General features: G+C 61.9%; 26 protein-coding genes. 7 read left to right on the plus strand and 19 right to left on the minus strand.

Going from position 1 to position 26,818, the window contains the following annotated elements:
• Window positions 1-96: 96 nt before the first annotated feature.
• The 13 genes from ACYU8T_RS06990 to rpsB form a co-directional block, all read right to left on the minus strand.
• Complete coding sequence (locus tag ACYU8T_RS06990) at window positions 97-609, minus strand: RES family NAD+ phosphorylase (protein WP_461159769.1); 513 nt, start codon at window positions 607-609, stop codon at window positions 97-99.
• 209 nt (window positions 610-818) lie between these two features.
• Window positions 819-1,043, minus strand: coding sequence for a 50S ribosomal protein L31 (gene rpmE / locus ACYU8T_RS06995; RefSeq protein ID WP_097091292.1), 225 nt, complete (start codon window positions 1,041-1,043; stop codon window positions 819-821).
• Between the two features lie 107 nt (window positions 1,044-1,150).
• On the minus strand, window positions 1,151-1,633 hold the full coding sequence (fabZ, locus tag ACYU8T_RS07000; protein WP_461158934.1) for a 3-hydroxyacyl-ACP dehydratase FabZ: 483 nt from the start codon (window positions 1,631-1,633) through the stop codon (window positions 1,151-1,153).
• A gap of 9 nt (window positions 1,634-1,642) precedes the next feature.
• Window positions 1,643-2,305 (minus strand): OmpH/Skp family outer membrane protein, encoded by a 663-nt coding sequence (locus tag ACYU8T_RS07005; RefSeq protein WP_201513530.1) that lies wholly within the window; start codon window positions 2,303-2,305, stop codon window positions 1,643-1,645.
• Window positions 2,305-4,944 carry an outer membrane protein assembly factor BamA gene (bamA, locus tag ACYU8T_RS07010; protein ID WP_461159770.1) on the minus strand — a complete coding sequence of 880 codons (2,640 nt, stop codon included), beginning with the start codon at window positions 4,942-4,944 and terminating at the stop codon, window positions 2,305-2,307. The genes ACYU8T_RS07005 and bamA overlap by 1 nt, the downstream gene beginning before the upstream one ends.
• A 93-nt stretch (window positions 4,945-5,037) precedes the next feature.
• Window positions 5,038-6,171: an RIP metalloprotease RseP gene (rseP, locus tag ACYU8T_RS07015; protein ID WP_461158935.1), complete on the minus strand. Its 1,134-nt coding sequence runs from the start codon at window positions 6,169-6,171 to the stop codon at window positions 5,038-5,040.
• Complete coding sequence (locus tag ACYU8T_RS07020) at window positions 6,168-7,328, minus strand: 1-deoxy-D-xylulose-5-phosphate reductoisomerase (protein ID WP_461158936.1); 1,161 nt, start codon at window positions 7,326-7,328, stop codon at window positions 6,168-6,170. Before ACYU8T_RS07020 ends, rseP begins: the two co-directional genes overlap by 4 nt.
• Complete coding sequence (locus ACYU8T_RS07025) at window positions 7,325-8,095, minus strand: phosphatidate cytidylyltransferase (protein WP_461158937.1); 771 nt, start codon at window positions 8,093-8,095, stop codon at window positions 7,325-7,327. Before ACYU8T_RS07025 ends, ACYU8T_RS07020 begins: the two co-directional genes overlap by 4 nt.
• Window positions 8,096-8,098: 3 nt before the next feature.
• Window positions 8,099-8,842 carry a polyprenyl diphosphate synthase gene (gene uppS, locus ACYU8T_RS07030; protein ID WP_461158938.1) on the minus strand — a complete coding sequence of 248 codons (744 nt, stop codon included), beginning with the start codon at window positions 8,840-8,842 and terminating at the stop codon, window positions 8,099-8,101.
• A 42-nt stretch (window positions 8,843-8,884) separates the two neighbouring features.
• Window positions 8,885-9,442, minus strand: a complete 558-nt coding sequence (gene frr / locus ACYU8T_RS07035; RefSeq protein WP_097091285.1) for a ribosome recycling factor — start codon at window positions 9,440-9,442, stop codon at window positions 8,885-8,887.
• A gap of 6 nt (window positions 9,443-9,448) precedes the next feature.
• A complete protein-coding gene (gene pyrH, locus ACYU8T_RS07040) occupies window positions 9,449-10,174 on the minus strand; it encodes a UMP kinase (RefSeq protein ID WP_247231544.1) in 726 nt (241 codons plus the stop codon).
• 161 nt (window positions 10,175-10,335) lie between these two features.
• Window positions 10,336-11,262 carry a translation elongation factor Ts gene (gene tsf / locus ACYU8T_RS07045; RefSeq protein WP_097091283.1) on the minus strand — a complete coding sequence of 309 codons (927 nt, stop codon included), beginning with the start codon at window positions 11,260-11,262 and terminating at the stop codon, window positions 10,336-10,338.
• Between the two features lie 99 nt (window positions 11,263-11,361).
• A complete protein-coding gene (gene rpsB, locus ACYU8T_RS07050) occupies window positions 11,362-12,120 on the minus strand; it encodes a 30S ribosomal protein S2 (RefSeq protein WP_097091282.1) in 759 nt (252 codons plus the stop codon).
• 247 nt (window positions 12,121-12,367) lie between these two features.
• On the opposite strand from rpsB, the gene ACYU8T_RS07055 reads away from it, so the two are divergent.
• The gene (locus tag ACYU8T_RS07055) at window positions 12,368-12,595 is read left to right on the plus strand and encodes a hypothetical protein (protein ID WP_097091281.1); all 228 of its coding nucleotides are present in this window, start codon (window positions 12,368-12,370) and stop codon (window positions 12,593-12,595) included.
• 5 nt (window positions 12,596-12,600) lie between these two features.
• Here ACYU8T_RS07055 and ACYU8T_RS07060 read toward each other — a convergent pair whose 3' ends face one another.
• Both ACYU8T_RS07060 and ACYU8T_RS07065 read right to left on the minus strand, forming a co-directional pair.
• The gene (locus ACYU8T_RS07060; protein ID WP_201513525.1) at window positions 12,601-13,377 is read right to left on the minus strand and encodes a CDP-alcohol phosphatidyltransferase family protein; all 777 of its coding nucleotides are present in this window, start codon (window positions 13,375-13,377) and stop codon (window positions 12,601-12,603) included.
• Window positions 13,374-14,108 carry a phosphatidylserine decarboxylase gene (locus ACYU8T_RS07065; RefSeq protein ID WP_201513524.1) on the minus strand — a complete coding sequence of 245 codons (735 nt, stop codon included), beginning with the start codon at window positions 14,106-14,108 and terminating at the stop codon, window positions 13,374-13,376. Before ACYU8T_RS07065 ends, ACYU8T_RS07060 begins: the two co-directional genes overlap by 4 nt.
• A gap of 165 nt (window positions 14,109-14,273) precedes the next feature.
• Between ACYU8T_RS07065 and ACYU8T_RS07070 the strand changes: the two genes are divergently transcribed.
• From ACYU8T_RS07070 to ACYU8T_RS07085, 4 genes are all read left to right on the plus strand, one after another.
• Window positions 14,274-15,494 carry an NADP-dependent isocitrate dehydrogenase gene (locus ACYU8T_RS07070; RefSeq protein WP_097091278.1) on the plus strand — a complete coding sequence of 407 codons (1,221 nt, stop codon included), beginning with the start codon at window positions 14,274-14,276 and terminating at the stop codon, window positions 15,492-15,494.
• Window positions 15,495-15,593: 99 nt separating this feature from the next.
• Complete coding sequence (locus tag ACYU8T_RS07075; protein WP_097091277.1) at window positions 15,594-17,207, plus strand: carbon-nitrogen hydrolase family protein; 1,614 nt, start codon at window positions 15,594-15,596, stop codon at window positions 17,205-17,207.
• Window positions 17,208-17,382: 175 nt separating this feature from the next.
• Window positions 17,383-18,756 (plus strand): alginate export family protein, encoded by a 1,374-nt coding sequence (locus ACYU8T_RS07080; RefSeq protein ID WP_255254713.1) that lies wholly within the window; start codon window positions 17,383-17,385, stop codon window positions 18,754-18,756.
• Window positions 18,757-18,916: 160 nt separating this feature from the next.
• On the plus strand, window positions 18,917-19,138 hold the full coding sequence (locus ACYU8T_RS07085) for a KTSC domain-containing protein (RefSeq protein ID WP_255254712.1): 222 nt from the start codon (window positions 18,917-18,919) through the stop codon (window positions 19,136-19,138).
• A gap of 21 nt (window positions 19,139-19,159) precedes the next feature.
• Here ACYU8T_RS07085 and glmS read toward each other — a convergent pair whose 3' ends face one another.
• The 3 genes from glmS to glmU form a co-directional block, all read right to left on the minus strand.
• On the minus strand, window positions 19,160-20,983 hold the full coding sequence (gene glmS / locus ACYU8T_RS07090) for a glutamine--fructose-6-phosphate transaminase (isomerizing) (protein ID WP_461158939.1): 1,824 nt from the start codon (window positions 20,981-20,983) through the stop codon (window positions 19,160-19,162).
• A gap of 93 nt (window positions 20,984-21,076) precedes the next feature.
• Window positions 21,077-21,904 (minus strand): metallophosphoesterase, encoded by an 828-nt coding sequence (locus ACYU8T_RS07095; RefSeq protein ID WP_461159771.1) that lies wholly within the window; start codon window positions 21,902-21,904, stop codon window positions 21,077-21,079.
• A 26-nt stretch (window positions 21,905-21,930) separates the two neighbouring features.
• Window positions 21,931-23,223 carry a bifunctional UDP-N-acetylglucosamine diphosphorylase/glucosamine-1-phosphate N-acetyltransferase GlmU gene (glmU, locus tag ACYU8T_RS07100; protein ID WP_461159772.1) on the minus strand — a complete coding sequence of 431 codons (1,293 nt, stop codon included), beginning with the start codon at window positions 23,221-23,223 and terminating at the stop codon, window positions 21,931-21,933.
• 154 nt (window positions 23,224-23,377) lie between these two features.
• Here glmU and ACYU8T_RS07105 point away from each other — a divergent pair, with 154 nt between their 5' ends.
• Together ACYU8T_RS07105 and ACYU8T_RS07110 are read left to right on the plus strand one after the other, a co-directional pair.
• Window positions 23,378-24,046 (plus strand): HAD family hydrolase, encoded by a 669-nt coding sequence (locus ACYU8T_RS07105; RefSeq protein WP_461158940.1) that lies wholly within the window; start codon window positions 23,378-23,380, stop codon window positions 24,044-24,046.
• A gap of 136 nt (window positions 24,047-24,182) precedes the next feature.
• Window positions 24,183-25,355: a GGDEF domain-containing protein gene (locus ACYU8T_RS07110; protein WP_461158941.1), complete on the plus strand. Its 1,173-nt coding sequence runs from the start codon at window positions 24,183-24,185 to the stop codon at window positions 25,353-25,355.
• A 57-nt stretch (window positions 25,356-25,412) separates the two neighbouring features.
• Here ACYU8T_RS07110 and lpdA read toward each other — a convergent pair whose 3' ends face one another.
• Complete coding sequence (lpdA, locus tag ACYU8T_RS07115; protein ID WP_247231562.1) at window positions 25,413-26,813, minus strand: dihydrolipoyl dehydrogenase; 1,401 nt, start codon at window positions 26,811-26,813, stop codon at window positions 25,413-25,415.
• Window positions 26,814-26,818: the final 5 nt, after the last annotated feature.

Consider the following 26,818-nt stretch of genomic DNA (forward strand, 5'->3'; position numbering starts at 1 on the left):
GGTATGCCGACATCATCACCTATGGGATGACGGGTGATGTGCGCGATGGTGATTTATGGGAGACCAAGTCCCAAGAACAGTTATGTCCAGCGATGACTACAAGCCCCACTTTGGGCCGTCGCTTGAAAGCTGAATTAAAACCGGTTTTCCAGCAACTAATACAGATGGGCCGCCAAGCTCATTCCACCGAAATAGATTTACGTGCCATCCGCCTGGAATCATGCGCGAACGATCGATGATTCCATCCGCGCCCGCCGAACGCGCCACATCCGCGTTGCGCCAGGATGGAGGCTCCCGTCCGGCCATTAAGGCTTGTCGCCACTGCGCATTAGACAAATCGCGGTCGATGCCGAGAAGGCTGCAGGCATGTTCATCGCGTTGATCAAGTACATGTGCTTCGCCTACGATCAGTGGAACTACGACGCGGGGCCGGCCATCTTCTCGGATGTAGCCCGAAACTGCTATCATGGCCCATTCCAGTTGCGGACTCATGTAGAGCACGGCTTGGCCCGGACGATGATAGCGACCCGCACTATCCGGACTAGGTGACTTAAGGACGTCATCTACCCGATCTGCGAGAACAGACCGGAAAAATCTGCCGCTGACCATTCGCAAGCTTGGGCTGATATCGTTCGTCACTGGGCCAGCCTACTTGTCGGTCGACGGGGAAACAACGACCGCTTTGGGGTAGATGACTGGCTGAGCACTATGGCTATCGCGGTCGAAAGCGATCAAGCTTCCCTGCAGCCGTCTTCGTTACAGACAAAAAAAGGGCGCCTCGTCGGGCGCCCTTTTCATTTGCTCATGTGACCGAGCGATTACTTCTTCAGCGTCAGGCCGCCAAAGCGCTTGTTGAAGCGCGCCACTTGGCCGCCCTGCTCCAGCTGACGCTGACCGCCGGTCCACGCCGGGTGCGACTTGGGATCGATGTCGAGCGCCATCGTGTCGCCTTCCTTGCCCCAGGTCGAACGGGTGCGGAAGGTGCTGCCGTCGGTCATCTGGACGGTGATGAAGTGGTAATCGGGGTGGGTATCGGCCTTCATGGGTCTGCTCCGTCAATGGGCCGGTTTCCGACCGGCCATGGATGCGAAATCTTGCGAAGGCGCGCGGTTACATGGGATTTCCCACGAACGCAAGCCCCGCGCGGCCTTTAGTCTTCCGGCGGGTCGGCAATCATCGCGACAAAGTTCGCCTCGGCGCACAGCTTGCCGTCCACCGATGCCTTGCCGACGAATTTGCAGACCCGGCCCCGAATCTGGAGCAGTTCAACATGCAGGTCGAGCAGGCAGCCCGGCTCCACCGGGTTGCGGAACTTGGCCCCGTCGATGCTCATGAAATAGACCAGCTTGCCCGAGCCGCGCAGATCGAGCGTTTCGACCGTCAGCACGCCTGCTGCCTGCGCCATCGCTTCGACGATCAACACGCCCGGCATGATCGGGCGGCCAGGAAAATGCCCCTGGAAAAATGATTCGTTGATCGAGACGGCCTTGACCGCGTGGATCTTCTCGTTGCGCACGAGATTGGCCACGCGGTCGACGAGCAGCATCGGATAGCGGTGCGGCAGCGCTGCCATGATGCCACGAATATCGATGGCGCCCATGGCGGCTGGTGCCGCTTCAACTTCCCCCGTCATCGGCCGATATCAGCGCGAGGTCGGCTGCTGCGACGGGTTGGCGGGAGCCGCGGCGGCAGGCGTCGGTGCCTGACCGCGCGCGCCGCCGGGCTGCCAGCCCGCGGGCGGCGTGATGCCGACGCTCGGCACCAGCGCGTTGAGCTCCGTCACCACCTGCTGCGTGATATCGACGCTCGGCTGATAGGAGACGGTCGCGTCGGGCGCGAGGATCAGGTCCACCTTCGCCTTCGTCATCGCGGACTTCAGCGCATCCGACAGCTTGGCCGAAATCTGCTCTTCGACATAGGCATTGGCTAGCGCGATCGGCTGGCCCAGGCGCTGCAGTTCGGCCTGGCCGTTCTGACCGGCCTTCTGATAGGCTTCATACTGCGTCTGGATCGCAGGCGTGGGCTTGTTGCCCGCAGCCTTCATGGCCGCTTCGAGCGCACTGCCCTTCGACTTCAAATCAGCGTCGATCGCATTCTTGCGCGCTGTGAAGCTGTCGATCTGAGCCTTGTAGGTCGTCTGAATCTGCGAGCGCGCGGTGGTATAAGCCGAGCTGGTGGCGACTGCCCGCTGCAGGTCTGCAACGGCGATCCCGGTCTTAGACTGAGCTGCGGCAGGCACGCTGGAGAGCGCGATGGCAGTCATGGGCGCAAGAGCAAGCGCCGCGGCCTTGAGCATCTTATTCATTAGAATTGAGTCCCTACGTTGAAGCTGATGAGCTGAGTGTCGTCCCCTGGTTCCTTGAGCAGGGCCTTGGCGATGTCGATGCGGAACGGCCCGAACGGCGAGTTCCAGTTGACGCCAAAGCCCACGGACACGCGCGGCTTGAGCGTGTCGCCGAGATAAACTTCTTCAAATCCGGTGCCGTCGAGATAGTCGGCCGTGAAGCCCGTCGGGGCTGGATCGCACTGTCCCAGCGCGGGAGCGCGAACAGTGCTGGCGGACCCTGTCGTCCCCGTGTTTGGAGTTACCGAACAATAGCCTGGGAAATTGGTCGGCACCGGGTCACGCAGTCCAGCAACCGCGCCAGCATCCACAAAGATCGACGGACGAAGCCCCATTTCGCGAGCGCCCGATCCTAATGGGATTTCCACTTCGGCGCGGGCCAGATAGTAGATCTTACCGCCCAATGCGTCGTCGCGAACATTATTATCGCTCGAACTACGCGAGAAACCAGTTGGGCTGTCAGGATCCGCCACCAGAGAGTAACGCTTGATACGCGGCCCAATACCGCGAATGTCGAACCCGCGAATTTGCGGGTTGCCGAGGAAGAAGCGGTCGGTCAGGCGCACTTTGTCGACCAGCGCGCCGGACGCATCGCGGCGCTCCCCTTCGAGGGAATGAATATATCCACCCTCAGCCGAAAGCGAGAAGATAAACCCGCCGCCCAATGGCCAGAACTTCGACCCATTGAAACGCGTGCGGATATATTTGACGCTGCCGCCCAGGCCCGCGAAATCCTGACTCAACACAACATTATGGCCGCGCGTCGGACGAATGCGGTTGTCGCGATTGTCGTAGATGAGCGAATAGCCAAGCGATGACGTCGTCCGCTTGCCGATCGCGTCGCAGAGATAGCGGCCCGCCAGGATCGGATCGCAAGCCCCGTTGGTGTAATATGTGTCCTCATCGAGGCTCACATCATCCAGGTTGAGGCTGTAGCGCAGCGCCAGCGACATATATTCGGTGATCGGCACACCAGCGCGGATCTGAAACCCGGTCGTGGTCTGCTTGTATGTTGTGTCGCGATCATTGTTGTTGAGATAACGGAAGCTGTTCAAATCACGCCGATAGATATCGCCGCCCAGCGCGATATTCTTGTCCATGAAGTAGGGCTCGGTGAAGCCCACTTCGACCGACTTGGAATAGCTGGAATAATTGACGCTGGTGCGCAGTTCCTGGCCCTTGCCGCGGAAGTTGCGCTGGGTGATCGAAGCCGCAACGATGAAGCGCTCCAGCGAGGAGAAGCCTGCCGACAGCGACAGCTCGCCGGTCGATTTTTCCTGGACGTTGGTTTCCAGCACGATGCGGTCGGGCGCCGAGCCCGGCTTCTGTTCGATGTCCAGCTTTTCCTGGAAGAAGCCAAGCGAGTTGATGCGGTCCTTCGAGCGCTTGACGAGGAAGCTGTTGAACGCGTCACCTTCCGCCAGTCGGAATTCGCGGCGGACCACCTTGTCCTGGGTCAGCGTGTTGCCGTTGATGTCAACCCGTTCGACATAGACGCGCGGCGCGTTGGCGATGCGGAAATTGATCCCCATCGTCAGGCTGTCCTTGTCGCGGTTGAAGTCCGGCTGCACGTCGGCAAAGGCATAGCCGAACAGGCCCGCCGTCTGGCTGAGCGTATCGACTGTGTCCTCGACCTGCTTGGCGTTGTACCAATCACCCTTCTTCATCGGCAGCGTCTTGGTGAGCGACGCGCCCGACAGGTCACGAATGTCGGATTCGACCTTCACGTCACCGAACTTGTAGCGCTGACCTTCTTCAACCACATAAGTGATGATGAAGTCCTGCTTGTCGGGCGTCAGCTCCGCGACGGCCGAAATCACGCGGAAATCCGCATAGCCTTCGGTCAGGTAGAATTGGCGCAGCTTCTGCTGGTCATAGGCCAGGCGATCGGGATCGTAGCTGGTGCCGGAGGAGAAGACGCGGAACCAGCGCGACTGCTTCGTCACCATCTGGCTGCGCAGCTCACCATCGTTGAACTTGTCATTGCCGATGATGTTGATCTGGCGGACCTTCGACTTGGGCCCTTCCGAAATTTCAAAGACGATATCGACGCGGTTTTGGTCGAGCTGCACCATCTTGGGCTCGACGGTCGCGGCGAAGCGGCCCTGGCGGCGGTAAAGTTCGATGATGCGGGCGACGTCGGCGCGGACCTTGGACCGGGTATAGATCTGGCGCGGGGCGAGCTTGATCTCCGGACGGATCTTGTCTTCCTTCAACCGCTTGTTGCCTTCCAGCACGATGCGGTTGATGACCGGATTTTCCTTCACTTCGATGGTGAGCGCGCCATTGTCGTTGCGGATCTGAACGTCTGCGAACAGTTCGGTCTCGTAAAGATCACGCAGCGCCTGATCGAGCGATTCCTGGGTAAAGGGCTGGCCGACGCGAAGCTTGGTGTAGGATAGCACCGTATCGGGTTCCAGGCGCTGCTGACCCACGACGCTGATGCTGCGGATCGTGCCGGCCGCGGGCGCGACGGCCGGAACGGGAGCGGCAGGCTGCGCCGCGTCCTGTGCCAGAGCGGGAACTGCGGACAGGCCGCCCATCATCGTCGTTGCCAGAAGGGCCGCGACAACCGGGCGCTGTCTCTTGCTGCTCATCATCGCTGTCACCCGCTCTACCCTTTTACAAAAAAGCATATGTTCGTTCACGCCGGGAAACACGGCGCTAAATCGCGCCTCCCTGCCCGATACAGCTTAGCCGATCAAGCCGGACAGGCGTTCCCAGAGCCCGAAAGAAGATAAATCGTTGAAAGTCACCAGCATCATCATGGCCAAAAGGACCGCCAGACCCGATCGGTACGCCCATTCCTGCACCCGCGCACTGACGGGCCTGCGCTGTATCGCCTCCACCCCGTAAAACAGCAAATGTCCGCCATCCAGCATGGGGATTGGCAACAGGTTGATGAACCCCAAGTTAATCGAGATCAGAGCCATGAAGAACACGAAGCTCTCCACCCCCAATGTTGCCGCCTGGCCCGAAACCTCTGCGATCTTGAGCGGGCCGCCCAGTTCCTTCACAGACCGGCCGCCGCCCAATATCTGCCCTAGCGTTTCGACCATGGTGCGAATGATCTGCCCGGTCTGCTTGAGCGCAACGGCAGGCGCGCGCCAAAGTTCGACCGGCTCGATCACCGGCTGCGCGGGAGCAATGCCGAGCCGCCCGACCTTGAACCTGTTGCCAAAGCCATCCTGCTCCTGAACAGCACCGACCCGGCCCTGCTTCTCAATCGTCTTGCCCGATCTTTCGATGACCATCGTCACCGGCTCGCCGGGACGGATCTGCGCATAGAGGCGAAGGTCGTCGAAGGTCGTCATCTCCCGACCGTTCAGCGACAGGATGCGATCTCCAGCCTGTATGCCCGCCGCAGCGGCCGCGCTACCGGCCTGCACCTTCCCCGCGACGGCGGGTGTCCGGCTCTCACCGTAAACGAACGCGAATGTGGACAGGATGAGAATGGCGAAGAGGAAATTGATAAAGGGCCCCGCCGCGACGATCGCCGCCTTCTGCCACAAGGGCTTGGCCGGGAAGCTTTCGGCGCGCTCGCTTGGCGGAAGCTGAAGCCAGGCGGGGTCCGTCTGGCTGGCGGCGTTCATGTCGCCCTTGAAGCGGACATAGCCACCAAGGGGAAGTGCACCGATGCGCCAGCGTGTGCCGCGCTTATCAACCCATGCCGCCAGTTCCGGGCCGAAGCCGATCGAAAAAGCCTCCGCCTTGACGCCGAACCAGCGGCCGACGAGGTAATGGCCGAGTTCGTGCACGAACACCAGCGGCCCGATGACCGCTACAAAGGCGAGGACCGTCAGCAGGAACCCGGGATTTTGGATCAAGCAGTCAATCTTTCCATCACTTGGCCCGCCATGCGTCGCGCCTGTGCATCCGCTTCCAGCACATCGTCGATACCGCTTGGCTCTGGGGCGCTATAGCGGTTCAGAACGTCCTCCACAATCATGGCGATATCAAGGAAGCCGATGGCCTCTTTAAGAAAGGCCGCCACCGCCACTTCATTGGCCGCATTCAGGATCGCAGGCGCCAGCCCGCCCTGCTCCGCCGCCTGCCGCGCCAAGCGGAGCGCGGGAAAGCGAACTTCGTCCGGAGCCTCGAAATCGAGGCGCCCTGCCTGCGCGAGGTTGAGCGGTTGGCAGGGTGTCTCCATCCGGCCAGGCCAGGCAAGGCCGCTGGCGATGGGAATGCGCATGTCCGGCGATCCCAGCTGCGCCAGCGTCGAACGATCGCGATATTCGACCATAGAGTGGATGATCGATTGGGGATGGACCAATATCTCGATGCGATCCAACCCCACCGGAAACAGATGCGCGGCCTCGATCAGTTCCAGGCCCTTGTTCATCATCGTCGCGCTATCGACGCTGATCTTCGCGCCCATCGACCAATTGGGATGCGCCACGGCCTGGGCTGGCGTGATGTCGCGCATTTCTTCCCGACTGCGCGTGCGGAAGGGGCCGCCGCTCGCGGTCAGGATGATCCTTGCCACATCATCCAGGCGGCTACCGGCAAGGCACTGGAAAATGGCATTATGTTCGCTGTCGACCGGCAGCAGGGTTGCCCCCGACTGGACCGCCGCGTCCATCATCAGAGCGCCCGCCGAGACAAGTGATTCCTTGTTGGCGAGCGCAACCGTTCCGCCTGCCTGCAACGCAGCCATTGTCGGCCGCAACCCTGCGCATCCAACGATCGCGGCCATGCTCCAGTCCGCGCCTGCTTGCGCTGCCTCGACCAGAGCGGCCTCGCCCGCGGCGGCCTCGACGCCGGATCCCGCCAAGGCGGACTTCAACGCATCATAGCGCGCCGGGTCGCCGACTACCGCCATCTGGGCACTGCATGCGCGTGCCAGCTTGGCAAGACCATCGACATCGCTATGGGCGGTGAGAGCGACCACCTGAAAGGCCTGCGCATCGCGCTGGATGAGGTCGAGCGTCGACATGCCGACGGAACCCGTCGCGCCGAAGATGGAAACTTTGCGCGTCATGGAAACACCAGAAAAAGATAGAAGAGAGCGGCAATCGGCGCGGCGGCCACTACGCCGTCCAGCCGGTCCATCACGCCACCATGGCCGGGCAGCAGATTGCCGCTGTCCTTGACGCCCGCCCGGCGTTTCATCGCGCTTTCCAGCAGATCGCCAAGCTGCGCGGCAACCGCCAGAAGCCCGCTCGCGGCGGCAAGCTGGATCGGCAATCCGGCGAAGCGGTGGAGGACAAAGCCCAGGACGAGGGCGGCCAACACGCCGCCGCCGAGCCCTGCCCAGGTCTTGGAGGGGCTGACCCGAGGCGCGAGCTTGGGTCCCCCGATCGCGCGCCCCACGAAATAGGCACCGATGTCCGTCGCCCACACCAGCGACAATGCCCAGAAGGCGAGCAGCAAGCCGCCCGGCTGCTGCTCACGAAGGAAAATCAGCGCCGCGACCGGCACGAAGACGTAAAGCACGCCGAGCGCCAGCCTGCCTGATCGCGTGACGAGGATCACGAAGAAGAAGGCTGCCACCGCAAGGGTGAAGGCCGTCCACGACAGCCCCGCCGCCAAGGGGCAAAGTAGCGCCAGCGGCACGGAGACCGCGAACATCGAAAGCCGACGATGCTCGGGCGATGCACGGGCCAAATCGCCCCACTCGCCCTGCATCAGCACGCCAGCCACAACGAGCAACAGCCAGAAGAAGAAGCCCCCGAAATAGAGCGCGGCGGAGGCAAGAAGGATAAGCAGCAGGCCAACGACCGCGCGGATGCGAAGCTCATTCGACATGGGTCAAAGCCCGCCGAAACGGCGGTCCCTCAGGCGAAAGGCATCCAGCGCCTTGGCAAGTGCCCGCGCGTCGAAATCGGGCCAGAGCGTATCGGTGAAATAAAGCTCGGCATAGGCGGCCTGCCACAACATGAAATTGCTCAGCCGCTGCTCACCCGAAGTGCGGATCAGCAAGTCCAGGGGTGGCAGATCGGCCGTGTCGAGCCCTGCCGCCACATCTTCCAAGCTGATCGCGGCCGGATCGACCTCGCCTGCGCGCACCCGCAGCGCAATAGCCTGTGCCGCCCGGACAAGTTCGTCCTGGGCGCCATAGTTGAGGGCAATCGCCACGATCGGGCCGCTGTTCCCCGCCGTCCGCGCAACCGCCCCGTCGATCATGTCGACCAATGAAGCGTCAAGCGCTCGGTAGTTGCCGATCACCCGCAAGCGCACGCCATTGGCATGAAATTCGTCGAGGTCGGATTCAATGAAGCGCCGCAGCAGGCTCATCAGGTCCGCAACCTCGCCCGCGGGGCGCTTCCAGTTTTCCGACGAGAAGGCGTAGAGCGTCAGGCACTCCAGCCCAAGCTCACGCGCCGCCCGCGCTACCTTGCGCACGGCCTCCACCCCCGCCCTGTGACCGGCGATACGCGGCATGAACCGTTTCTTTGCCCAGCGGCCATTGCCGTCCATGATGATGGCGACGTGCCGCGCACCATGGCCGGGCGCACCGTCATGAGCGAAGTCGGATTTGGCTTGGGTGGCCATCAGAAGTGTCGGAGCGTGGTGGACACGGACAAGGACCCCGGCTCAGTGACCGAGAATTTCCTTCTCCTTGGCCGCCGCCGCAGCGTCGATGTCGGCGATGGTGCTATCGGTCAGCTTCTGCACCTCGGTTTCCAGTCGCTTGCGCTCGTCTTCGCTGATCTCGCCCTTCTTCTCGTCCGTCTTCAGGCTGTCCATACCGTCGCGGCGCACGTTGCGCACGGCGACGCGCGCGCCTTCAGCATATTTGCTGGCAAGCTTGGCCAGTTCCTTGCGCCGTTCCTCGGTGAGGTCCGGGATCGGCAGGCGCAGCGTCTGCCCGTCGACGATCGGATTGAGGCCAAGCCCCGCCGAGCGGATCGCCTTGTCGCAGGGACCGACATTGCTCTTGTCCCAGACCTGCACCGACAGCATGCGCGGTTCAGGCGCAGAGACGGTCGCCACCTGGTTGAGCGGCATGTGGGCGCCATAGACCTCGACCGTCACAGGATCGAGCAGCTGGATATTGGCCCGGCCGGTGCGCAGGCCGGAGAGATCGCCCTTCAGCGATTCGACAGCGCCGTGCATGCGGCGTTCGAGGTCGGCCTTGTCATATTGAGCCATGGTCTTTCAGCGCTCCTGATTTTGTACGATCGTCGCAACCCCGTCACCGGCCAGCACCTTTGCAAGATTGCCGGTTTCGCGGATGTTGAAAACGACGATGGGGATATTGTTTTCGCGGCACAGGGCAATGGCGCTCGCATCCATCACCTTGAGATTGTCGTTCAGCACCTTGTCGAAGCTGATCTGATCATAGCGCGCCGCGTCCGGAACCTGTTTTGGGTCCGCATCATAGATGCCATCGACGCTGGTGCCCTTGAACAGCGCGTCGCAGTTCATCTCGGCCGCCCGCAGCGCCGCCGTGGTATCCGTGGTGAAGAAGGGGCTGCCCGTACCCGCCGCGAAGATGACGATCCGGCCCTTTTCCATGTGCCGCACGGCCTTGCGCCGGATATAGGGCTCGCACACCGACGCCATCGGGATCGCCGACTGCACACGCGTGTCATAGCCGATCTTTTCCAGGGCGTTCTGCACCGCCAATGCGTTCATCACGGTCGCGAGCATGCCCATATAATCGGCGCTGGTGCGGTCGAAGCCCTTGGCCGCGCCTGCCAGGCCCCGGAAGATATTACCCCCGCCAACCACGACGCAAATTTCAAAGCCTGCGTCCTTGGCCGCCGCGATCTCCGTCGCGACGCGGTTCACCGTCTCCGGCTCGATGCCGAACTGCCCCTGCCCCATCAGCACTTCGCCCGAGAGTTTCAGCAATATGCGCTTGAACGGCGGACGAGTCATGCGGGGTAAAATTCCATCTATTCGAGCAGACAAAGGAATGGCGCGCACCTTAGGCAGCGCGCGCCATTCTGTGAAGTCCTTAGCGTGTTCGAGCCGCTTGTCGAGAAGCGTTGCTTCCCACGCGCCGCCCGAACCGAACGCTCTGTCAGGTCAGGCCGGGATCAGACGCCCGCAGCCGCAGCAACTTCAGCCGCGAAGTCGCTCGTTTCCTTCTCGATGCCTTCACCGAGCTGGAAGCGGACATAATTCTTCAGCGTGATCGACTTGCCTGCGTCCTTCGCTGCCTTGGCAACGACGTCGGCGATCGGCGTCTTGTTGTCCATCACGAACAGCTGGCTGAGCAGCGCATTTTCCTTGGCGTACTTCGCGACCGAACCGTCGACCATCTTGGCGACAATCTCGGCAGGCTTGCCCGATTCGGCAGCCTTTTCCGCGGCAATCGCGCGCTCACGCTCCAGCAGGGCCGGATCGATGTCGGCAGCCGACAGCGCCAGCGGGAAGGCGGCGGCGATGTGCATCGCGATCTGCTTGCCCAGCGGCTCCAGAACGTCGGCAGGCGCATCACCTTCCAGCGCGACCAGCACGCCGATCTTGCCAAGGCCAGGAGCAGCTGCGTTGTGAACGTAGGGCACAACGACGCCCTGGCTCACTTCCAGCTGGCCGACGCGGCGCAGCGTCTGGTTCTCACCGATGGTGGCGATGTTCGACACCAGCTTTTCGGAAATCGTGCCACCGGCCGGGTGAGCCTGCGACGAGAGCGTCTCGGCATCGGTCGCGCCGCTCTGCAGAGCAACTTGGGCCACGGTGCGGACGAAATCCTGGAACTGGTCGTTCTTGGCGACGAAGTCGGTTTCGCTGTTCACTTCGACGGCAACGCCCTTGGTGCCAGCGACGGCAACGCCGACCAGACCTTCAGCGGCGGTGCGGCTCGACTTCTTCTGCGCAGCGGCAAGACCCTTGGCGCGCAGCCAGTCGACGGCGGCTTCCATGTCGCCATTGGCTTCGGCGAGCGCCTTCTTGCAGTCCATCATGCCCGCGCCCGAACGGTCGCGCAGTTCCTTGACGGCGGCGGCGGTAATCTCGGCCATGTTTCGGCTCCTAAAGTTTAATGGTTCAAATATGGACTAGGGCGCGGTCCGGTGGAGCGCGCCCTAGCCTGTCAATCTTGCAGTTCAAAGACCGCGGGATCAGGCCTGGACGGCGACCTCTTCGGCTTCCGGCTCGTCCAGCGCGCCGATGTCAACGCCCGAAGCCTGCTGCGCACCACGGTTGCCCTTGGTGGCGGCGGCGGCGATGGCGTCGCAATAGAGGCGGATCGCGCGGCTGGCGTCGTCATTCGCCGGAACCGGGAAAGCGATGCCGTCGGGCGAGACGTTCGAATCGAGGATCGCGACGACCGGGATGCCGAGCGTGTTGGCTTCCTTGATCGCCAGTTCTTCCTTGTTGGCGTCGATCACGAACATGACATCGGGGATGCCGTTCATGTCGCGGATGCCGCCCAGCGACAGTTCGAGCTTCTCGCGCTCGCGGGTCATCTGAAGGACTTCCTTCTTGGTGAAGCCGTGGGTGTCGCCCGACAGCTTCTCTTCAAGGGTCTTCAGACGCTTGATCGAACCCGAAATCGTCTTCCAGTTGGTGAGCATGCCGCCCAGCCAGCGGTGGTTGACGAAGTGCTGGCCCGACTTGCGGGCAGCTTCAGCGATCGGGTCCTGCGCCTGGCGCTTGGTGCCGACGAACAGCACCTTGCCGCCAGCAGCGACAGTCGCCGACACGAAGTCGAGCGCACGGCCGAACAGCGGCACGGTCTGCGACAGGTCGAGGATGTGGATGCCGTTGCGCTCGCCGAAAATGTACGGCTTCATGCGCGGATTCCAACGGTGGGTCTGGTGCCCGAAGTGGGCGCCAGCCTCGATCAATTGGTGCATGGTGACGACAGGTGCCGCCATAATCTTATCTCCTTCCGGTTTGACCTCTGGGAATCAGGAACTGGCAGCATCACGCCATCAGCACCGGATATGTGCGATTCCCATGTGGAATGGCGCGGCCCTTAACGGGTGGCGAGCAGCAACGCAAGACTTGACGGGCGCTTGAAACTAGAACATATAGTGAACATGGGAACAAAACGAAGCCTTGGCCGGTTTGCTCCTTCAATCAGAACCCATGGTTCTTAGGACAGGAAGAGTGAGCGGTCTCATGTTCACCATTGTTGCAGCTACGGTATTTTTCGCGGCGTTCCTTCTGGCCGCAGGCGTCATCGTCGGCATGTTCGCGCTCTATCATGAAAAGATGGCGGCCGCCTTGCTGTTCGAACCCATTCCCCAACAGCCGCCGGTCTATCATCTGCGGATCAGCCGCCGCCGCGTGAACCCGGACCGGCGCACTGTTCCTGCAGTAGCGCCGTCGGGCGTCTTCGCCGCCTGATCTGATCAGGACGCGGCTGCCAGCCTCTGCCTCCGGACGCGAGCATAGGACATGATCCCGAACGGGATGGTCGCCAGATAAACCGCGCAGATCGCCAGCAAGGTGAGCCAGGGATCGGTGAGCAGCAGCGCCGCGAGCAGTCCAGCGACCGCAATAGCCTCCAGCCTGATCCGCTTGCGCAGCCGCAGCGCCGACCAGCTGTAGGTGGCAATGCTCGAAATCATCAGGAAAGCGGTAAAGGCTGTCCAGGGCGCGACCACATACCAGGCCCGGAATAGTTCTTCGCCAGTCACCAGCCACAGATAGAGCGGCACGAACGCCAGCCCTGCGCCCGCAGGCGCGGGGACCCCGGTCAGGAAGCCCGCCGACTTATGCGGCTGTATGTCCGCGTCGATATTGGCGTTGAAGCGCGCCAGGCGGAGCGCGCAGGACAGTGCATGCGCCAGCGCGAAGATCCAGCCGAATTTCGGCATCGCTTGCAGCGACCAGAGGTACAGGATCAATGCTGGCGCGACACCGAAGGCAATGGAGTCCGACAAGGAGTCGAGTTCAGCGCCGAATCGGCTTTCCCCACGCAGCAGCCGGGCGATGCGGCCATCGAGCCCGTCCAGCACGCCTGCGATCAGGATGGAGAGGACCGCCCTCTCCCACTCGCCGGAAATGCCATAGCGTACCCCGGTCAGGCCGAAGCATAGCGCCATGGCCGTGACGGCATTGGGCGCTACCATCCGCAGCGTGATGCCCCGGCGAAGCCCACGGGGGATAGCGCGCCGCTGCCTCATTGCTGGATACCCGAAATGACCCGCATGTCGCCAATTTGGCCGAGGATGGTCTCGCCTGCAACGGTCCTTTGCCCCAGAACGACGCGCGGCGCCGTTCCGGCTGGGAGATAGACGTCGACGCGGCTGCCAAAGCGGATGAGCCCGATGCGCTGCCCCGCAGCGATCATGTCGCCAGGCTTCACGAACGGCACGATCCGCCGGGCCACAAGCCCCGCAATCTGGGTGAAGCCGACGCGCAAGCCGTCATGGCGTTCCACCAGGATATGCTGGCGCTCATTATCCTCGCTCGCTTTGTCGAGGTCTGCGTTCAGGAACTTGCCCGAGATATAGACCACCGACTTCACCGTCCCGCCTATCGGCGTGCGGTTGATATGGACGTCGAACACACTCATGAAGATCGACACGCGGATCATCGGCTGGTCGCCAAGGCCATCGGCTCCGGCCATCTCGCGCGGGGGCGGCACGCGCTGGATCAGCGTCACCAGGCCGTCGGCAGGCGCGATGATCGCTCTTTCATCCTGCGGCACGGCGCGCACCGGATCGCGGAAGAAGGCGAACACCCAGATCGTCACCATCACCATCAGCCAGCCGGGTATCGTCCACCCCACCAGGAACAGCACTGCCGTGATCGCGGCGGCGATCAGGCCGAATTTCATCCCCTCCGGATGGACCGTAGGGAAGCGCCACTTCACATTGCCGCCCAAGGCGACGGTGATTTCGTCATTTTCCATGGCACCTGTCTTTAGGGACAGTCACTTGCAGTGACAACGCCCGATCCTGCACCGGGGCATGGCAAGTGCGACGCCCCATCAGCAGCCATTGCGCTGTTGAACATTGCCGCCGCTTTCCCTAGGGCGTGTCGCAATTCCATCCAAACGAAGAAGGCGAAGAGGCGCATGGCGAAGATCAAGGTCAAAAACCCTGTCGTGGAGATCGACGGCGACGAAATGACGCGGATCATCTGGCAGTGGATCCGTGAGCGCCTCATCCTCCCCTATCTCGACATCGACCTCAAATATTATGATCTGTCGGTCGAGAATCGCGACGCGACGGAAGATCAGGTCACCGTCGATTGCGCCAATGCGATCAAGCAATATGGCGTCGGCGTGAAGTGCGCCACCATCACGCCCGACGAAGCCCGCGTCGAGGAATTCAAGCTCAAGAAGATGTGGAAGTCGCCCAACGGCACGATCCGCAACATCCTGGGCGGCGTCGTCTTCCGCGAGCCGATCGTGATCCAGAACGTGCCCCGCCTGGTCCCCGGCTGGACCGACCCGATCGTCATCGGCCGTCACGCCTTTGGCGACCAGTATCGCGCCACCGACTTCCGCGTCCCCGGCCCGGGGAAGCTGACCATGAAGTGGGTGGGCACCAATGGCGACCAGTTGGAATTCGACGTGTTCGAATTCCCCGATGCGGGCGTCGCCATGGGCATGTACAACCTCGACGAATCGATCCGCGACTTCGCCAAGGCCAGCTTCAACTATGGCCTGCTGCGTGGCTGGCCTGTGTATCTGTCCACCAAGAACACGATCCTCAAGGCCTATGACGGCCGCTTCAAGGACCTGTTCCAGGAAGTGTTCGATGCCGAATTCGCCGACAAGTTCAAGGCTGCCGGCATCGTCTACGAACACCGCCTGATCGACGACATGGTCGCATCCGCACTCAAGTGGAACGGCAACTTCGTCTGGGCGTGCAAGAATTATGACGGCGACGTGCAGTCCGACACCGTGGCGCAGGGCTTCGGCTCGCTCGGCCTCATGACCTCCGTCCTGCTCTCGCCCGATGGCAAGACGGTCGAGGCGGAAGCCGCGCACGGCACCGTCACCCGCCACTATCGCCAGCACCAGCAAGGCAAGCAGACGTCGACCAACCCGATCGCGTCGATCTTCGCCTGGACGCAGGGCCTGGCCTATCGCGGCAAATTCGACGACACGCCGGACGTCACCAAGTTCGCCGAGACGCTGGAAAAGGTCTGCATTGAAACCGTCGAAAGCGGCGCGATGACCAAGGATCTTGCCCTGCTGATCGGTCCGGATCAGGCATGGATGACCACCGAGCAGTTCTTCGAGGCGATCCGCGCGAACCTCGAAACCGCCATGGGCAAGTGGAACTGATTTCTCGGAACTGATGCAGCCTTCCAGGCATTCAGTACGGAAACGGAATAAGGCGGTGCCGCACCACGGCGCCGCCTTTTCCATGGCGGGAGATCGGCGATGACGACAGCAACACGCAAGCGATTGGAGGTCCGCACTGCGGTTCCTTCCGACGTGCGCGGCATTCAGCGGCTGATCGCGCGCGTCTATCCCGGCATGGCCAATTACTCGCTCGCCACCCTTCGCGGCCAGATCAACAATTTCCCCGACGGCTGCTTCGTCGCGCTCTACGACAACAAGGTCGTCGGCTATTGCGCGACCATGCGGGTCAGCCGGTCGATGGCATTCTCCTTCCACGATTGGGAGGAAATCACCGCCAACGGTTTCGGCACCCGGCACAGCGCGGCCGGTGAATGGCTCTACGGCTATGAGATGGCGGTCGATCCCAAGCTGCGCGGCCTGCGCATCGGCCAGCGCCTTTATGACGAGCGCAAGGAACTGGCCGAACAGCTGGATCTGCACGGCATCGTCATCGCGGGCCGCATGCCAGGTTACATGCGCGCGAAACGCCGGGTCGATGGCCCTGCGGATTATCTCGACAAGGTCGTCCAAGGCAGGTTGCGTGACCAGGTCATCAGCTTCCAGCTCAAGAACCAGTTCGAACCACTCGGCGTCCTTGAAAATTATCTGCCCGAAGACAAGCAGTCGGACGGCCACGCCGCCCATCTCGTCTGGCGTAACCCCTATGTCGATCCCGACGAGGCACCCGAAATGCGGGTGCCGCGCGGCGTCGAAAGCGTCCGCCTCGCCACCTGCCAGCTTCAGGCGCGCGCGGTCGCGGACTTCGATGAATTTATCCGCAACATCGAATATTTCGTTGATGTTGCAGCGGATTATCGGTCCGACTTCATCATCTTCCCGGAACTGTTCACGCTGCCGCTGCTGTCCTTCGAAACGAAGAAGCTCTCGCCGCTCGAAGCGATAGACAAGCTGACCGCCTACACCCCGCGCCTGACCAAGGAACTGACGCGGATGGCGCTGGAATATAATATCAACATCATCGGCGGCTCACATCCCACGCGCGCGGATGATGGCGACATCCAGAATATCGCCTATGTCGCCCTGCGCGACGGATCGGTGCATACGCAGGAAAAGATTCACCCGACGCCCAACGAAGCCTTCTGGTGGAACATCAAGGGCGGCGATTCGCTCGACGTGATCCAGACCGACTGCGGCCCGATCGGCGTCCTCATCTGTTATGACAGCGAATTTCCCGAACTCGCCCGCCGCTTGGTGGACCAGGGCGCGCGCATCATCTTCGTGCCCTTCTGCACCGACTCGCGTCTTGGCTATATGCGCGTGCGCTATTGTGCGCAGGCCCGGGCGATTGAAAACCAATGCTATGTGGTCATGTCCGGCAATGTCGGCAATCTGCCCAATGTTGACAATATGGACATCCAATATGCGCAGAGCGCCATCCTGACACCCTGCGACCTGCCCTTTGCCCGCGACGGCATAGCGGCGGAGTCCACGGAAAATGTCGAAACGTTGACCATGGCGGACGTCAACCTCGCCGACCTCAGCTGGGCCCGAGCCGAGGGCACGGTGCGCAACCTGCGCGACCGCCGGTTCGACCTCTACCATATCGATTGGGACAGCAGCCCCGATCATACGCACGCGCCCAGCGGTGGTCCGGTGCCTGCGGGTGGCCATAATGCGCCCGGCGGCGGCTAGCCCGGCACGCAGCCTCTCCGAGTAACGAACATCGCCAACTCATTGCCGAACTTGGCAAACAGGTTTCCCGATGATATCGGCACCGCACCGGGGCAGTGCAACCTCCCGGTCAAGCACAGCGCGTGCTCAAGCGTTGCTTCTCTATCGGCCTTCGCCGATCGAAGGAGCATGTCTTATGGTTTGGCGTCTGGGCGCTACGCTTTTCACCGCTACCTCCTCCCTCCTCCTGCCACGCCAGGCGATGGCCGACGTTCCAACACTTCAGGCCGCCATTGGCAATCCGTCCGATTTCAAGCTCGCTGGCAGCGTGCGGGTGCGCCATGAATTGCTGGATGGCCAGCCCAGGGTTGGCCTCAGAAGCGAGGATGAGCAGCTTGCTCTCCGCAGCACCTTGGCCGCCGAATATCGGACGGGAGCGTTCCGGATCGGAGGAGAGCTGTTCGACAGCCGCGCCTATCTCGATAAGCCGGGCAGCGCCATCAGCGCGAACGAGGTCAACACCTTCGAACTGGTGCAAGCCTATGTCGCCGCGGACTGGAAAAACCCGTTCGGGCCGAATAGCGCGCTAGGGCTGCAACTCGGGCGCATGATGCTCAACCTGGGATCAAGGCGGCTGGTGGCGGCGGATGATTACCGCAACACGACCAACGGCTACACAGGCGTGCGCGCCGACATCAAGCTTAAGGGGGGATCGGCAACGCTGATCTACACATTGCCCCAGATCAGGCTGCCCGACGACTTGCCTTCAATCCAGCGGGAGAAGGTGCGTTGGGATCGCGAAAGCTTCGACCTGAAACTGTGGGGCGGGCTGATGGCGCGGCCCAATATGATTGCGGGCGCAACGGCGGAACTCAGCTATTTCAGGCTTCAGGAGCGTGACAGCCCGGATCGCCCTACCCGCAACCGCAATCTGCACACGGTCGGCGGCCGCCTTATCCGCGATCCCCAACCGGGCCGCTGGGATTTTGAGGCGGAGGGCTTCTACCAGTTCGGACATATCCGGGCCAGCGTTGCGCCATCAGCGGCGCAACTACCCGTCGGCGCCTGGTTCTTCCACATCGACACGGGCTACAGCTTTCCAGGCCCTGCCAAGCTGCGGCTCTCGTTGGAATATGATCAGGCGAGCGGGGATGGCCCGGCACGCAAATTCACCCGCTTCGACACGCTGTTCGGCATGCGCAGGGCCGACCTTGCGCCTGCGGGCATCTACAATGCGATCGGTCGCGCCAACATTCGCACGCCGGGCCTGCGGGTTGAAATCGCACCGGGCAAGAAGTTTGACGCCTTTGCCGTTTACCGGGCGATGTGGCTTGCCAGCCGTACAGACGCCTTCTCCACCACGGGCGTCAGGGATGCCGCGGGCAGAAGCGGCAGTTTCGCCGGGCATCAGATCGAGGCGCGGGTACGCTATTGGCTGATTCCCAAATTCCTGCGCGGCGAGGTGAACGCTCTGTGGCTGGCCAAGGGGCGATTCCTCGAAAGGACGCCCAATGCTCCTGCGACAGGCAATACGCACTATCTCGCGACGGCGCTGACGGCGACTTTCTAGAGCATCGTGCGCAAAAGTGGGAACCGGTTTTGCGCCTAAAACGATGCGATAACAAAAAACTAGAGCGCGCGACCTGCGTCCGATTGAACGCAGCGCGCTCTAGATCGACGCCGGTTCAAGCTGAGCAAAGCCACGTGTAAATCGGTCGCCGGGAAACAACATGGCGGCCAATCATTATCCAGCCATGCCCTCCACGGTCATCCGTCACTTCGAATATGACGCGGCCAAGCATCGGCTCGACGTGCAATTCGTCAGCGGCAAGCGCTACAGCTATCATGATGTGCCGGAAAAGCTGGCTCTCGGCATGCGGAATGCAACGTCAAAGGGCAGCTTCTTCAATCGCCAGATCCGCGACCGCTATCGCTTTACGAAACTGAACTAGCTCTCCAACGGAGCGCAGCCTTCACTCCACCGTCACGGACTTGGCCAAATTCCTCGGCTGGTCCACATCCGTGCCCTTCGCAACAGCCACATGATAGGCGAGCAGCTGCACGGGCACTGCATAGACCATCGGCGCGATCAGCGGATGCACCTTGGGCATGGTGATCGTCGCGATACACCCCTCGCCCGCCGCGGCGACGCCGTCATAGTCGGACACCAGCACCACCTTGCCGCCGCGCGCCTGCACTTCCTGCATGTTGCTGACGGTCTTTTCGAACAGCGGCCCGCTGGGCGCCAGCACGATCACCGGCACCTTGTCGTCGATCAGCGCGATCGGCCCATGCTTCATCTCGCCAGCGGCATAGCCTTCGGCGTGAATATAGCTGATTTCCTTGAGCTTCAGCGCCCCTTCCAGCGCCAGCGGATAATCCGGGCCACGGCCAAGATAGAGTACATCCCGCGCGCCCGCGATCAGGTGCGCCATGCCCTCGATCGACTCATCATAGGCAAGCGCGCCGTTGAGAGCGGCGGGCGCTTCGGCGAGGTGGCGGACGAGTTCCTTCTCCGCCTTTTCATCAAGTCGCCCTTTTGCCCGCGCCAGATTTGCAGCAAACGCCGCCAGAACTGCCAACTGGCAGGTGAAGGCCTTCGTTGAAGCGACGCCGATTTCCGGGCCTGCATGGGTCGGCAGCAGCAGGTCAGCCTCGCGCGCCATGGTGCTGGTGGGCACGTTGACTACCGCCGCGATCTTCTGCCCTTCGCTCCGCGCATGGCGCAGCGCCGCCAGCGTATCGGCGGTCTCGCCAGACTGGCTGATGACGATCATCAGCCCGCCATCCTCCATCACCGGCGCGCGGTAGCGGAACTCGCTCGCCACATCGATGTCGACGGGTACGCGGGCGAATTGCTCCACCCAATATTTGGCGACCATCCCGGCATAATAGCTGGTGCCGCACGCGACGATGGTGACGCGGCGGATCGCGCCGAGGTCAAAGTCGGGGATAGGAAGGGAAACCCGGTCCTCCATCCGCTGAAGGTAGGACTTCAGCGTCTGTGCGACCACGACCGGCTGCTCGTAAATCTCCTTGAGCATATAATGGCGGTGATTGCCCTTGGAGATCAGCTCTCCGGTCACGCCGGAAATGGTAATCGGCCGCTCGACGGGATTATTGTCCTTGTCGAAAATCTCCGCGCCCTCGGCGGTGATGACGACCCAATCGCCCTCCTCCAGATAGGCAATGCGCTGGGTGAGCGGGGCCAGCGCCAATGCGTCGGACCCCAGATAGGTCTCGCCCTCGCCATAGCCGACGACCAGCGGAGACCCAAGCCGCGCACCGATCAGCATGCCGGGATGGCTGCGGAACAGAATGGCCAGCGCAAAGGCGCCATGCAGGCGGGGCAGCACTTGGGCCACCGCGTCCTTCGGCGAAGCGCCCTGCTCCACCAGCTCGCTCACCAGATGCGCGACTACTTCAGTGTCCGTTTCGCTATCGAAACGACGTCCCCGGCTGGTCAGTTCCTCCCGAAGCGGCTTGAAATTCTCGATGATCCCATTGTGCACCAGCGCCACTTCCCTGGTGGCATGCGGATGCGCATTGCTCGTCGTCGGCGCCCCATGCGTCGCCCAGCGGGTGTGCGCGATCCCGGTCGTTCCCGGCAGCGGATTATTCGCTAATTCCTTCACCAGATTGGCAAGCTTCCCCTCGGCCCGCCGCCGCTCGATCGCGCCCTCAAAAATGGTCGCCACCCCGGCGCTGTCATAGCCGCGATATTCCAGGCGCCTCAGCCCCTCTACCAGCCGCTCCGCCACATCGTCCTTACCGATGATACCAATGATACCGCACATGAATCCTGAGCCCCAAAGCTATGCGAAGAAATGGCTAGTCCCGCCTGGCCTTCACCTATGCCATGATCGGCAAGGTGGCGACAGGGTAGAGAGTCATTCTGGACGAATTGTAACCAGCCAGACATCCGGCGGGGAGAGCAGTCTGATCGGCAGGCCACTTGTCCCCACCCCTGCCGACACGATCATGGACTTCTCGCCCTCTCGAAAAGCTCCGCAAGCATAGCGGGTGCCGAAACGGGAAGGCACATAGACGATCCCGGCAAAGGGCAACGCCACCTGGCCGCAATGCGTGTGCCCCACCAGCGTCAGCAGCGGCCGGTCCGGCAAAGCGGGAAACACATCCGGCCCATGCGAAAGAATGATCGGAGCTCCGCCCAGATCGGCCATTTTCCGTGCTAAACCTTCGACATCGGGATGGTCGGTATAGATATCGCGCAGCCCGCCGATCACCAGCGGACCCCGCCGCACAGCCTGATCGGTGAGGAGCGTGACGCCAATCCGCCGGAAGAGCGCGCGCCACTCTTTGTGACCGATCAATGCATGCCGCCGCGAGTCATGATTGCCCAGAACCGCCAGCACCCCCATCGGCGCGCGCAGCGCCGCAAAGGATGCGATGCTCGCCTGCGGTCCGTAGACGGCTCCGCCCTTATCATCCCCGATATAGTCGCCGCCCAAAAGAATGAGGTCGGGCTTCAGGCCATTCACTTGCTGTACGATGCGGGCCATTCTTTCGGGACTGTTATCCGGCCCGGACAGATGCGTGTCGGTCATCAGGGCGATAGTCACCGGCTTTCGAGGCGCATCTTTGGGGGAGGGAAGCGCAATCTCCATCCGGCGCACGACCGGCATGGCCCGCGCATTGCCGAACAACCACAGGCACGCGCCCACGACGATCAGGAAAAGCAGCAAGAGCGCCCTCAGGCACCCTCGACGGCGCGACAGGGATTTCACTTGGCCGCTTTACGCGCCTGCATCCCTGCGCGGAACCGCGCTGCCCAGCCCGGCTTGCCCTCCTGCGCGGGACGGACGAGGCAAAGTGATTCGGCCTCCACGTCCCTGGTGACCACACTTCCCGCACCCACGATCGCGCCCGCGCCGATCTTCACCGGCGCGACCAGCGCGCTGTTCGATCCTATGAAGGCCCCTGCGCCGATCTCCGTCCGATATTTGAAGAAGCCGTCATAGTTACAGGTGATCGTGCCCGCGCCGATGTTCGCGCCTGCTCCGATGGTGGCGTCGCCGATATAAGAAAGGTGATTGACCTTCGCGCCCTCATTCAGTTTGGCCTTCTTGATCTCGACGAAGTTGCCGACCTTCGCCTTGGCGCCGATGTTCGCTCCGGGGCGCAGGCGCGCATAGGGGCCGATCTCGGCGCCCTGCCCGACATCCGTGCCTTCAAGATGGGAGAAGGCGCGGATGACGGCGTTATCGGCCACTTTCACGCCAGGTCCGAAGACGACATTCGGCTCCACCAAGACATCGCGCCCCAGCTGTGTGTCATAAGCGAAAAAAACTGTTCCCGGCGCAATCAGCGTCACGCCATCCCGCATAGCCTCGCTGCGGCGCCGGTCCTGCCAGGCGGCTTCGATCACCGCCTGTTCCTGACGGCTATTGACCCCAGCGACTTCCCAGGCCTCCGTTTCGATCACCGCACTCTGCGCGCCGGGCAGCATGACGATATCGGGCAGATAATATTCCCCAGCGGCATTATGATTGCCGATCTGGTCCAACAGGACGAAAAGATCGGTGGACCGCACAGCCATGAGGCCAGAATTGCACAGCGTCACCGCGCGCTCAGTGGCATCGGCATCCTTATATTCGACCATCTTGCCGATGATGCCCTGACCATTGGTGATGATCCGGCCATAGGCACCGGCGTCTTCAGGCCTGAACCCCAGCACCACCGCGCGCAATTCGTCACCCATGTTCAACCGGTCGAGCATGGCCCGCATGGTTTCCGTCCGCACCAGCGGCACGTCGCCATAGAGGATCAATATGTCGCCAGCGAACCCGGCAAGCGCGTCATGCGCCTGAGCGACGGCGTGGCCCGTCCCCTGCTGCTGTTCCTGCACCGCGATTACTGCGCCCGTCCCGGCGACAGCCGCCTCGACCTGTTCGCGCCCAGCGCCGACAACCACGACTTGCCGCTCCGGCCGGAGCTCAGCGACGCTCGCCAGCAGATGCAGCAGCATCGGCCGACCCGCGACCGGATGCAGCACCTTGTGCTTTGCTGACTTCATGCGCGTACCCTGCCCAGCGGCGAGGATGATGACGGCGAGTGGGCGGGTGGCGGTCACGGCGGAACGCGTCCTCTTTTATGGAAAGGTATGAATCTCATCGCTCTCTGCCACGTTTGCCTTGCCTTTGCCACCGCAGAGGCCCCATGAGCCGCCGATGACCAGCATTCCTTTCGATATTGTGGGCTTCGACCTTGACGGCACCTTGCTCGATACGAGTGGTGACCTGGCTGCGGCGGTCAATTACGCGATCGCGACCGACGGCCGCCCGCCATTTGCCGTCGATGCGATCCGGCCCTTCGTTGGAAAGGGCGCGAAGGTCATGCTGGAACGGGCTTTGTCAGCATCGGGCGGTTATGATGAGGCGCTGCTCGCCCGCATGCTGCCGATATTGCTCGATTACTACGAACAGAATTTGGCCATCCATTCTGTGCCCTATCCGGGGCTCATGGCCGTGATCGAGGGGCTGGAGAAAGCGGGCGTAAAGCTGGCGATCTGCACGAACAAGGCAGAACGCTTCACCATTCCCCTGCTCCACCAGATTGGCCTTTTCGAGAGGTTTGCCAGCGTTGTCGGCGGCGACACGCTCGGCGTTGCAAAGCCCGACCCCGCGCCCATTCACGAAATGGTCAAGCGCGCAGGCGGCGGTCGGACGATCTTCCTCGGCGACACGATCAACGACATTGCGGGCGCTCGCAACGCTGGCATACCGAGTGTTGCGGTCAGCTTCGGTTTCCTGGATGGAGCCGTCGAAACGCTTGGCGCGGATGCGGTGATCGATCATTTCGATGAGCTTCTGTCGCTCCTTCAAAATTGGCCGGGCTGATCACCAGCGTTCAATCCATATCGGATGAACATTTCATCAGATATGGAAGTATTTGTTAAACAAAGGCTTATACGCCGCCCGAGCGGCAGCCTTGTCCCTGCCCATGTCCCGGCAACAGCAGATAAAGGAAGTCAGCATGGGCGAAAATTTCGCTTTCTTCCTTCCGGTCATGATGGCGAGTTTCGGGATCGCCTTTTTGATCATCTGCAACTGGCATGTGCGCGCTGCTGCGTGGTGGAGCGCCGCCTTCTTCTCTGTCGCTGCGGGATTTTCTGTCCCGGTCGGTGCTGCCGCGATGCCTGGACCGTGGTGGAGCATCCTGGCCGATTTCCTGTTCGCAACCGGATTTCTCCTGTTCAGCCAAGCGCTGCTGGAGCGCTGGCGCCCTTCCTGGATGCTGCCCCTGCGATTGGCGATATGGGGCGGCTCAATATCGCTTTCCGCGCTGGCTTCCGTTCGGGGTGATCTGCCGCTTGAACTGGTGGCTTCGGATTTCGGCTGCTTCCTGCTGATCAGCATTCCACTCGTCGCAGCAAGAAGCCATCTTCATAATCCCGCCGACCGGACGCTGTTCGCGGCGGCGTCGCTCGTCGCCTTGGACAATTTTGTGAGGGGCTATAGCGTACCCTTTACCTTGCCGAACAATGGCGATTTTCTCACGAGCGAATATGCTTTCCTGATGCAGGCGCTTGCTTGCATATTCGGCATGTTCCTGGCCCTCTCCGCCCTTGCGACGCAAGTCATGGACATATTGGCCCGTTATCAGAGGGAGGCCATGGTCGATCCGCTATCGGGCCTGTTCAACCGTCGCGGATTCGATAACGCCATTGCCGGAAGCGAGGCGAACGGGTTGCCGGAAGGCAGCCTCCTTGTCTGCGACATTGATCACTTCAAGGCCGTCAACGACGAATATGGGCATGCGCTAGGCGATCAGGTGATCAAGGCGCTTGCCAATCTGCTGATCCAAATAGCACCTCCGGGCGCGATTGCCGCTCGCTTCGGAGGAGAGGAGTTCGTCCTGTTCCTGCCCGAAACCAATGCGGCACGTGCAGCGGAAATCGCGAACATGCTGCGCGAAGCTTTCGCCCAATCCGCCGCACAGCAATTAGGGCAGGACCGGCAACTGACCGCGAGTTTCGGGCTCTCGACTATGCAATCGGGTGACAGATCCATCCACGACACTATCGCTCGCGCGGATGAAGCCCTTTACGAGGCGAAGGCGCGGGGACGAAATCGTGTTTGCGTCCGGCGCGCTTTATCCTCGCCCCAGAGGGAGAGGATGTCCATGCCCCGCGTTGTCAGCGCCTGAACAAAGAAAGGGCCGCGCGGTGGCGGCCCTTTCCGAACTTTTCAGAAGCGGCGTTGCTCACATATGGATCGGCTTGCCGGTGACCGCCATCGCGGCTTCCTTGATCGCTTCGCTATGTGTCGGGTGCGCGTGGCAGGTATAGGCAATATCCTCGCTAGACGCGCCAAATTCCATCGCCTGCGCAGCCTGCGCGATCATCGTTCCGGCCACGGTCGCGATGATCCACACGCCAAGGACGCGATCGGTCTCGGCATCGGCGATCACCTTCACAAAGCCGTCGGGCTCATGATTGGTCTTGGCGCGGCTGTTCGCCAGCATTGGGAACTTGCCGACCTTGACAGCACCGCGCTCCTTGGCAGCTTCCTCGGTCAGGCCGACGCCCGCAATCTCGGGCTTTGTATAGACGACCGAAGGTATGACTGCATGGTTCACGATGCCGGTCAGCCCGGCGATATTCTCAGCGACTGCAATCCCTTCATCCTCGGCCTTATGCGCCAGCATAGGACCCGGGATCACGTCACCAATGGCCCATATGCCCGGCACCTTGGTCGCGAAGTCATGATCGGCTTCGATCTGCCCGCGCGCGTTCAGTTCAAGTCCGATCTTGTCGAGACCCAGCCCGTCAGTGTTCGGGCGACGGCCGATGGATACGAGCACGACATCAGCCTCGATCGTCTCCGAAGCACCACCGGCGGCAGGTTCCACAGTCAGGCGAACGCCCTTCTTGTGCGCTTCGGCACCGGTGACTTTGGTGCCGAGCTTATATTCGAAGCCCTGCTTCTTGAAGATCTTGTTCGCTTCCTTGCGGACTTCACCATCCATGCCGGGGAGGATCTGGTCGAGAAACTCGACTACGGTCACCTTGGAACCCAGACGGCGCCACACCGAGCCAAGCTCCAGCCCAATCACCCCGCCGCCGATGACGACCATATGATCCGGCACCTTGTCCAGTTCCAGAGCGCCCGTGGAGTCGACGATCAGCCCCTTGTCATTGTCGACCTCCACGCCCGGCAGCGGAGTTACGGACGATCCTGTTGCAATGACAATGTTCCTGGCAGTAACGGTCTGACCACCAACCTCGACCGTGTTCGCACCGGTAAAGCTCGCCCGGCCCTTCAGCCAGTCAACCTTGTTCTTCTTGAACAGGAACTCGATCCCACCGGTCAGGCCCTTTACGGCATCCTTGCGCTGGCCCTGCATGGTGTCGAGGTCGAGGCTCATCTTGTCGATCTTGACGCCCAGCTTCGCGAGCGCCCCGCCAGCGGCTTCTTCGTAAAGCTCCGACGCATGCAGCAGCGCCTTTGACGGGATGCAGCCGACGTTGAGACACGTGCCGCCCAGCGTCTCCCGGCTCTCGGCACAAGCGGTCTTGAGGCCAAGCTGCGCTGCCCGGATCGCAGCGACATAGCCGCCCGGACCAGCGCCGATCACCAGGACGTCATAATCGAATTCAGACATGGGAT

It is taken from the genome of Sphingobium sp. TomMM35A (assembly GCF_054771735.1).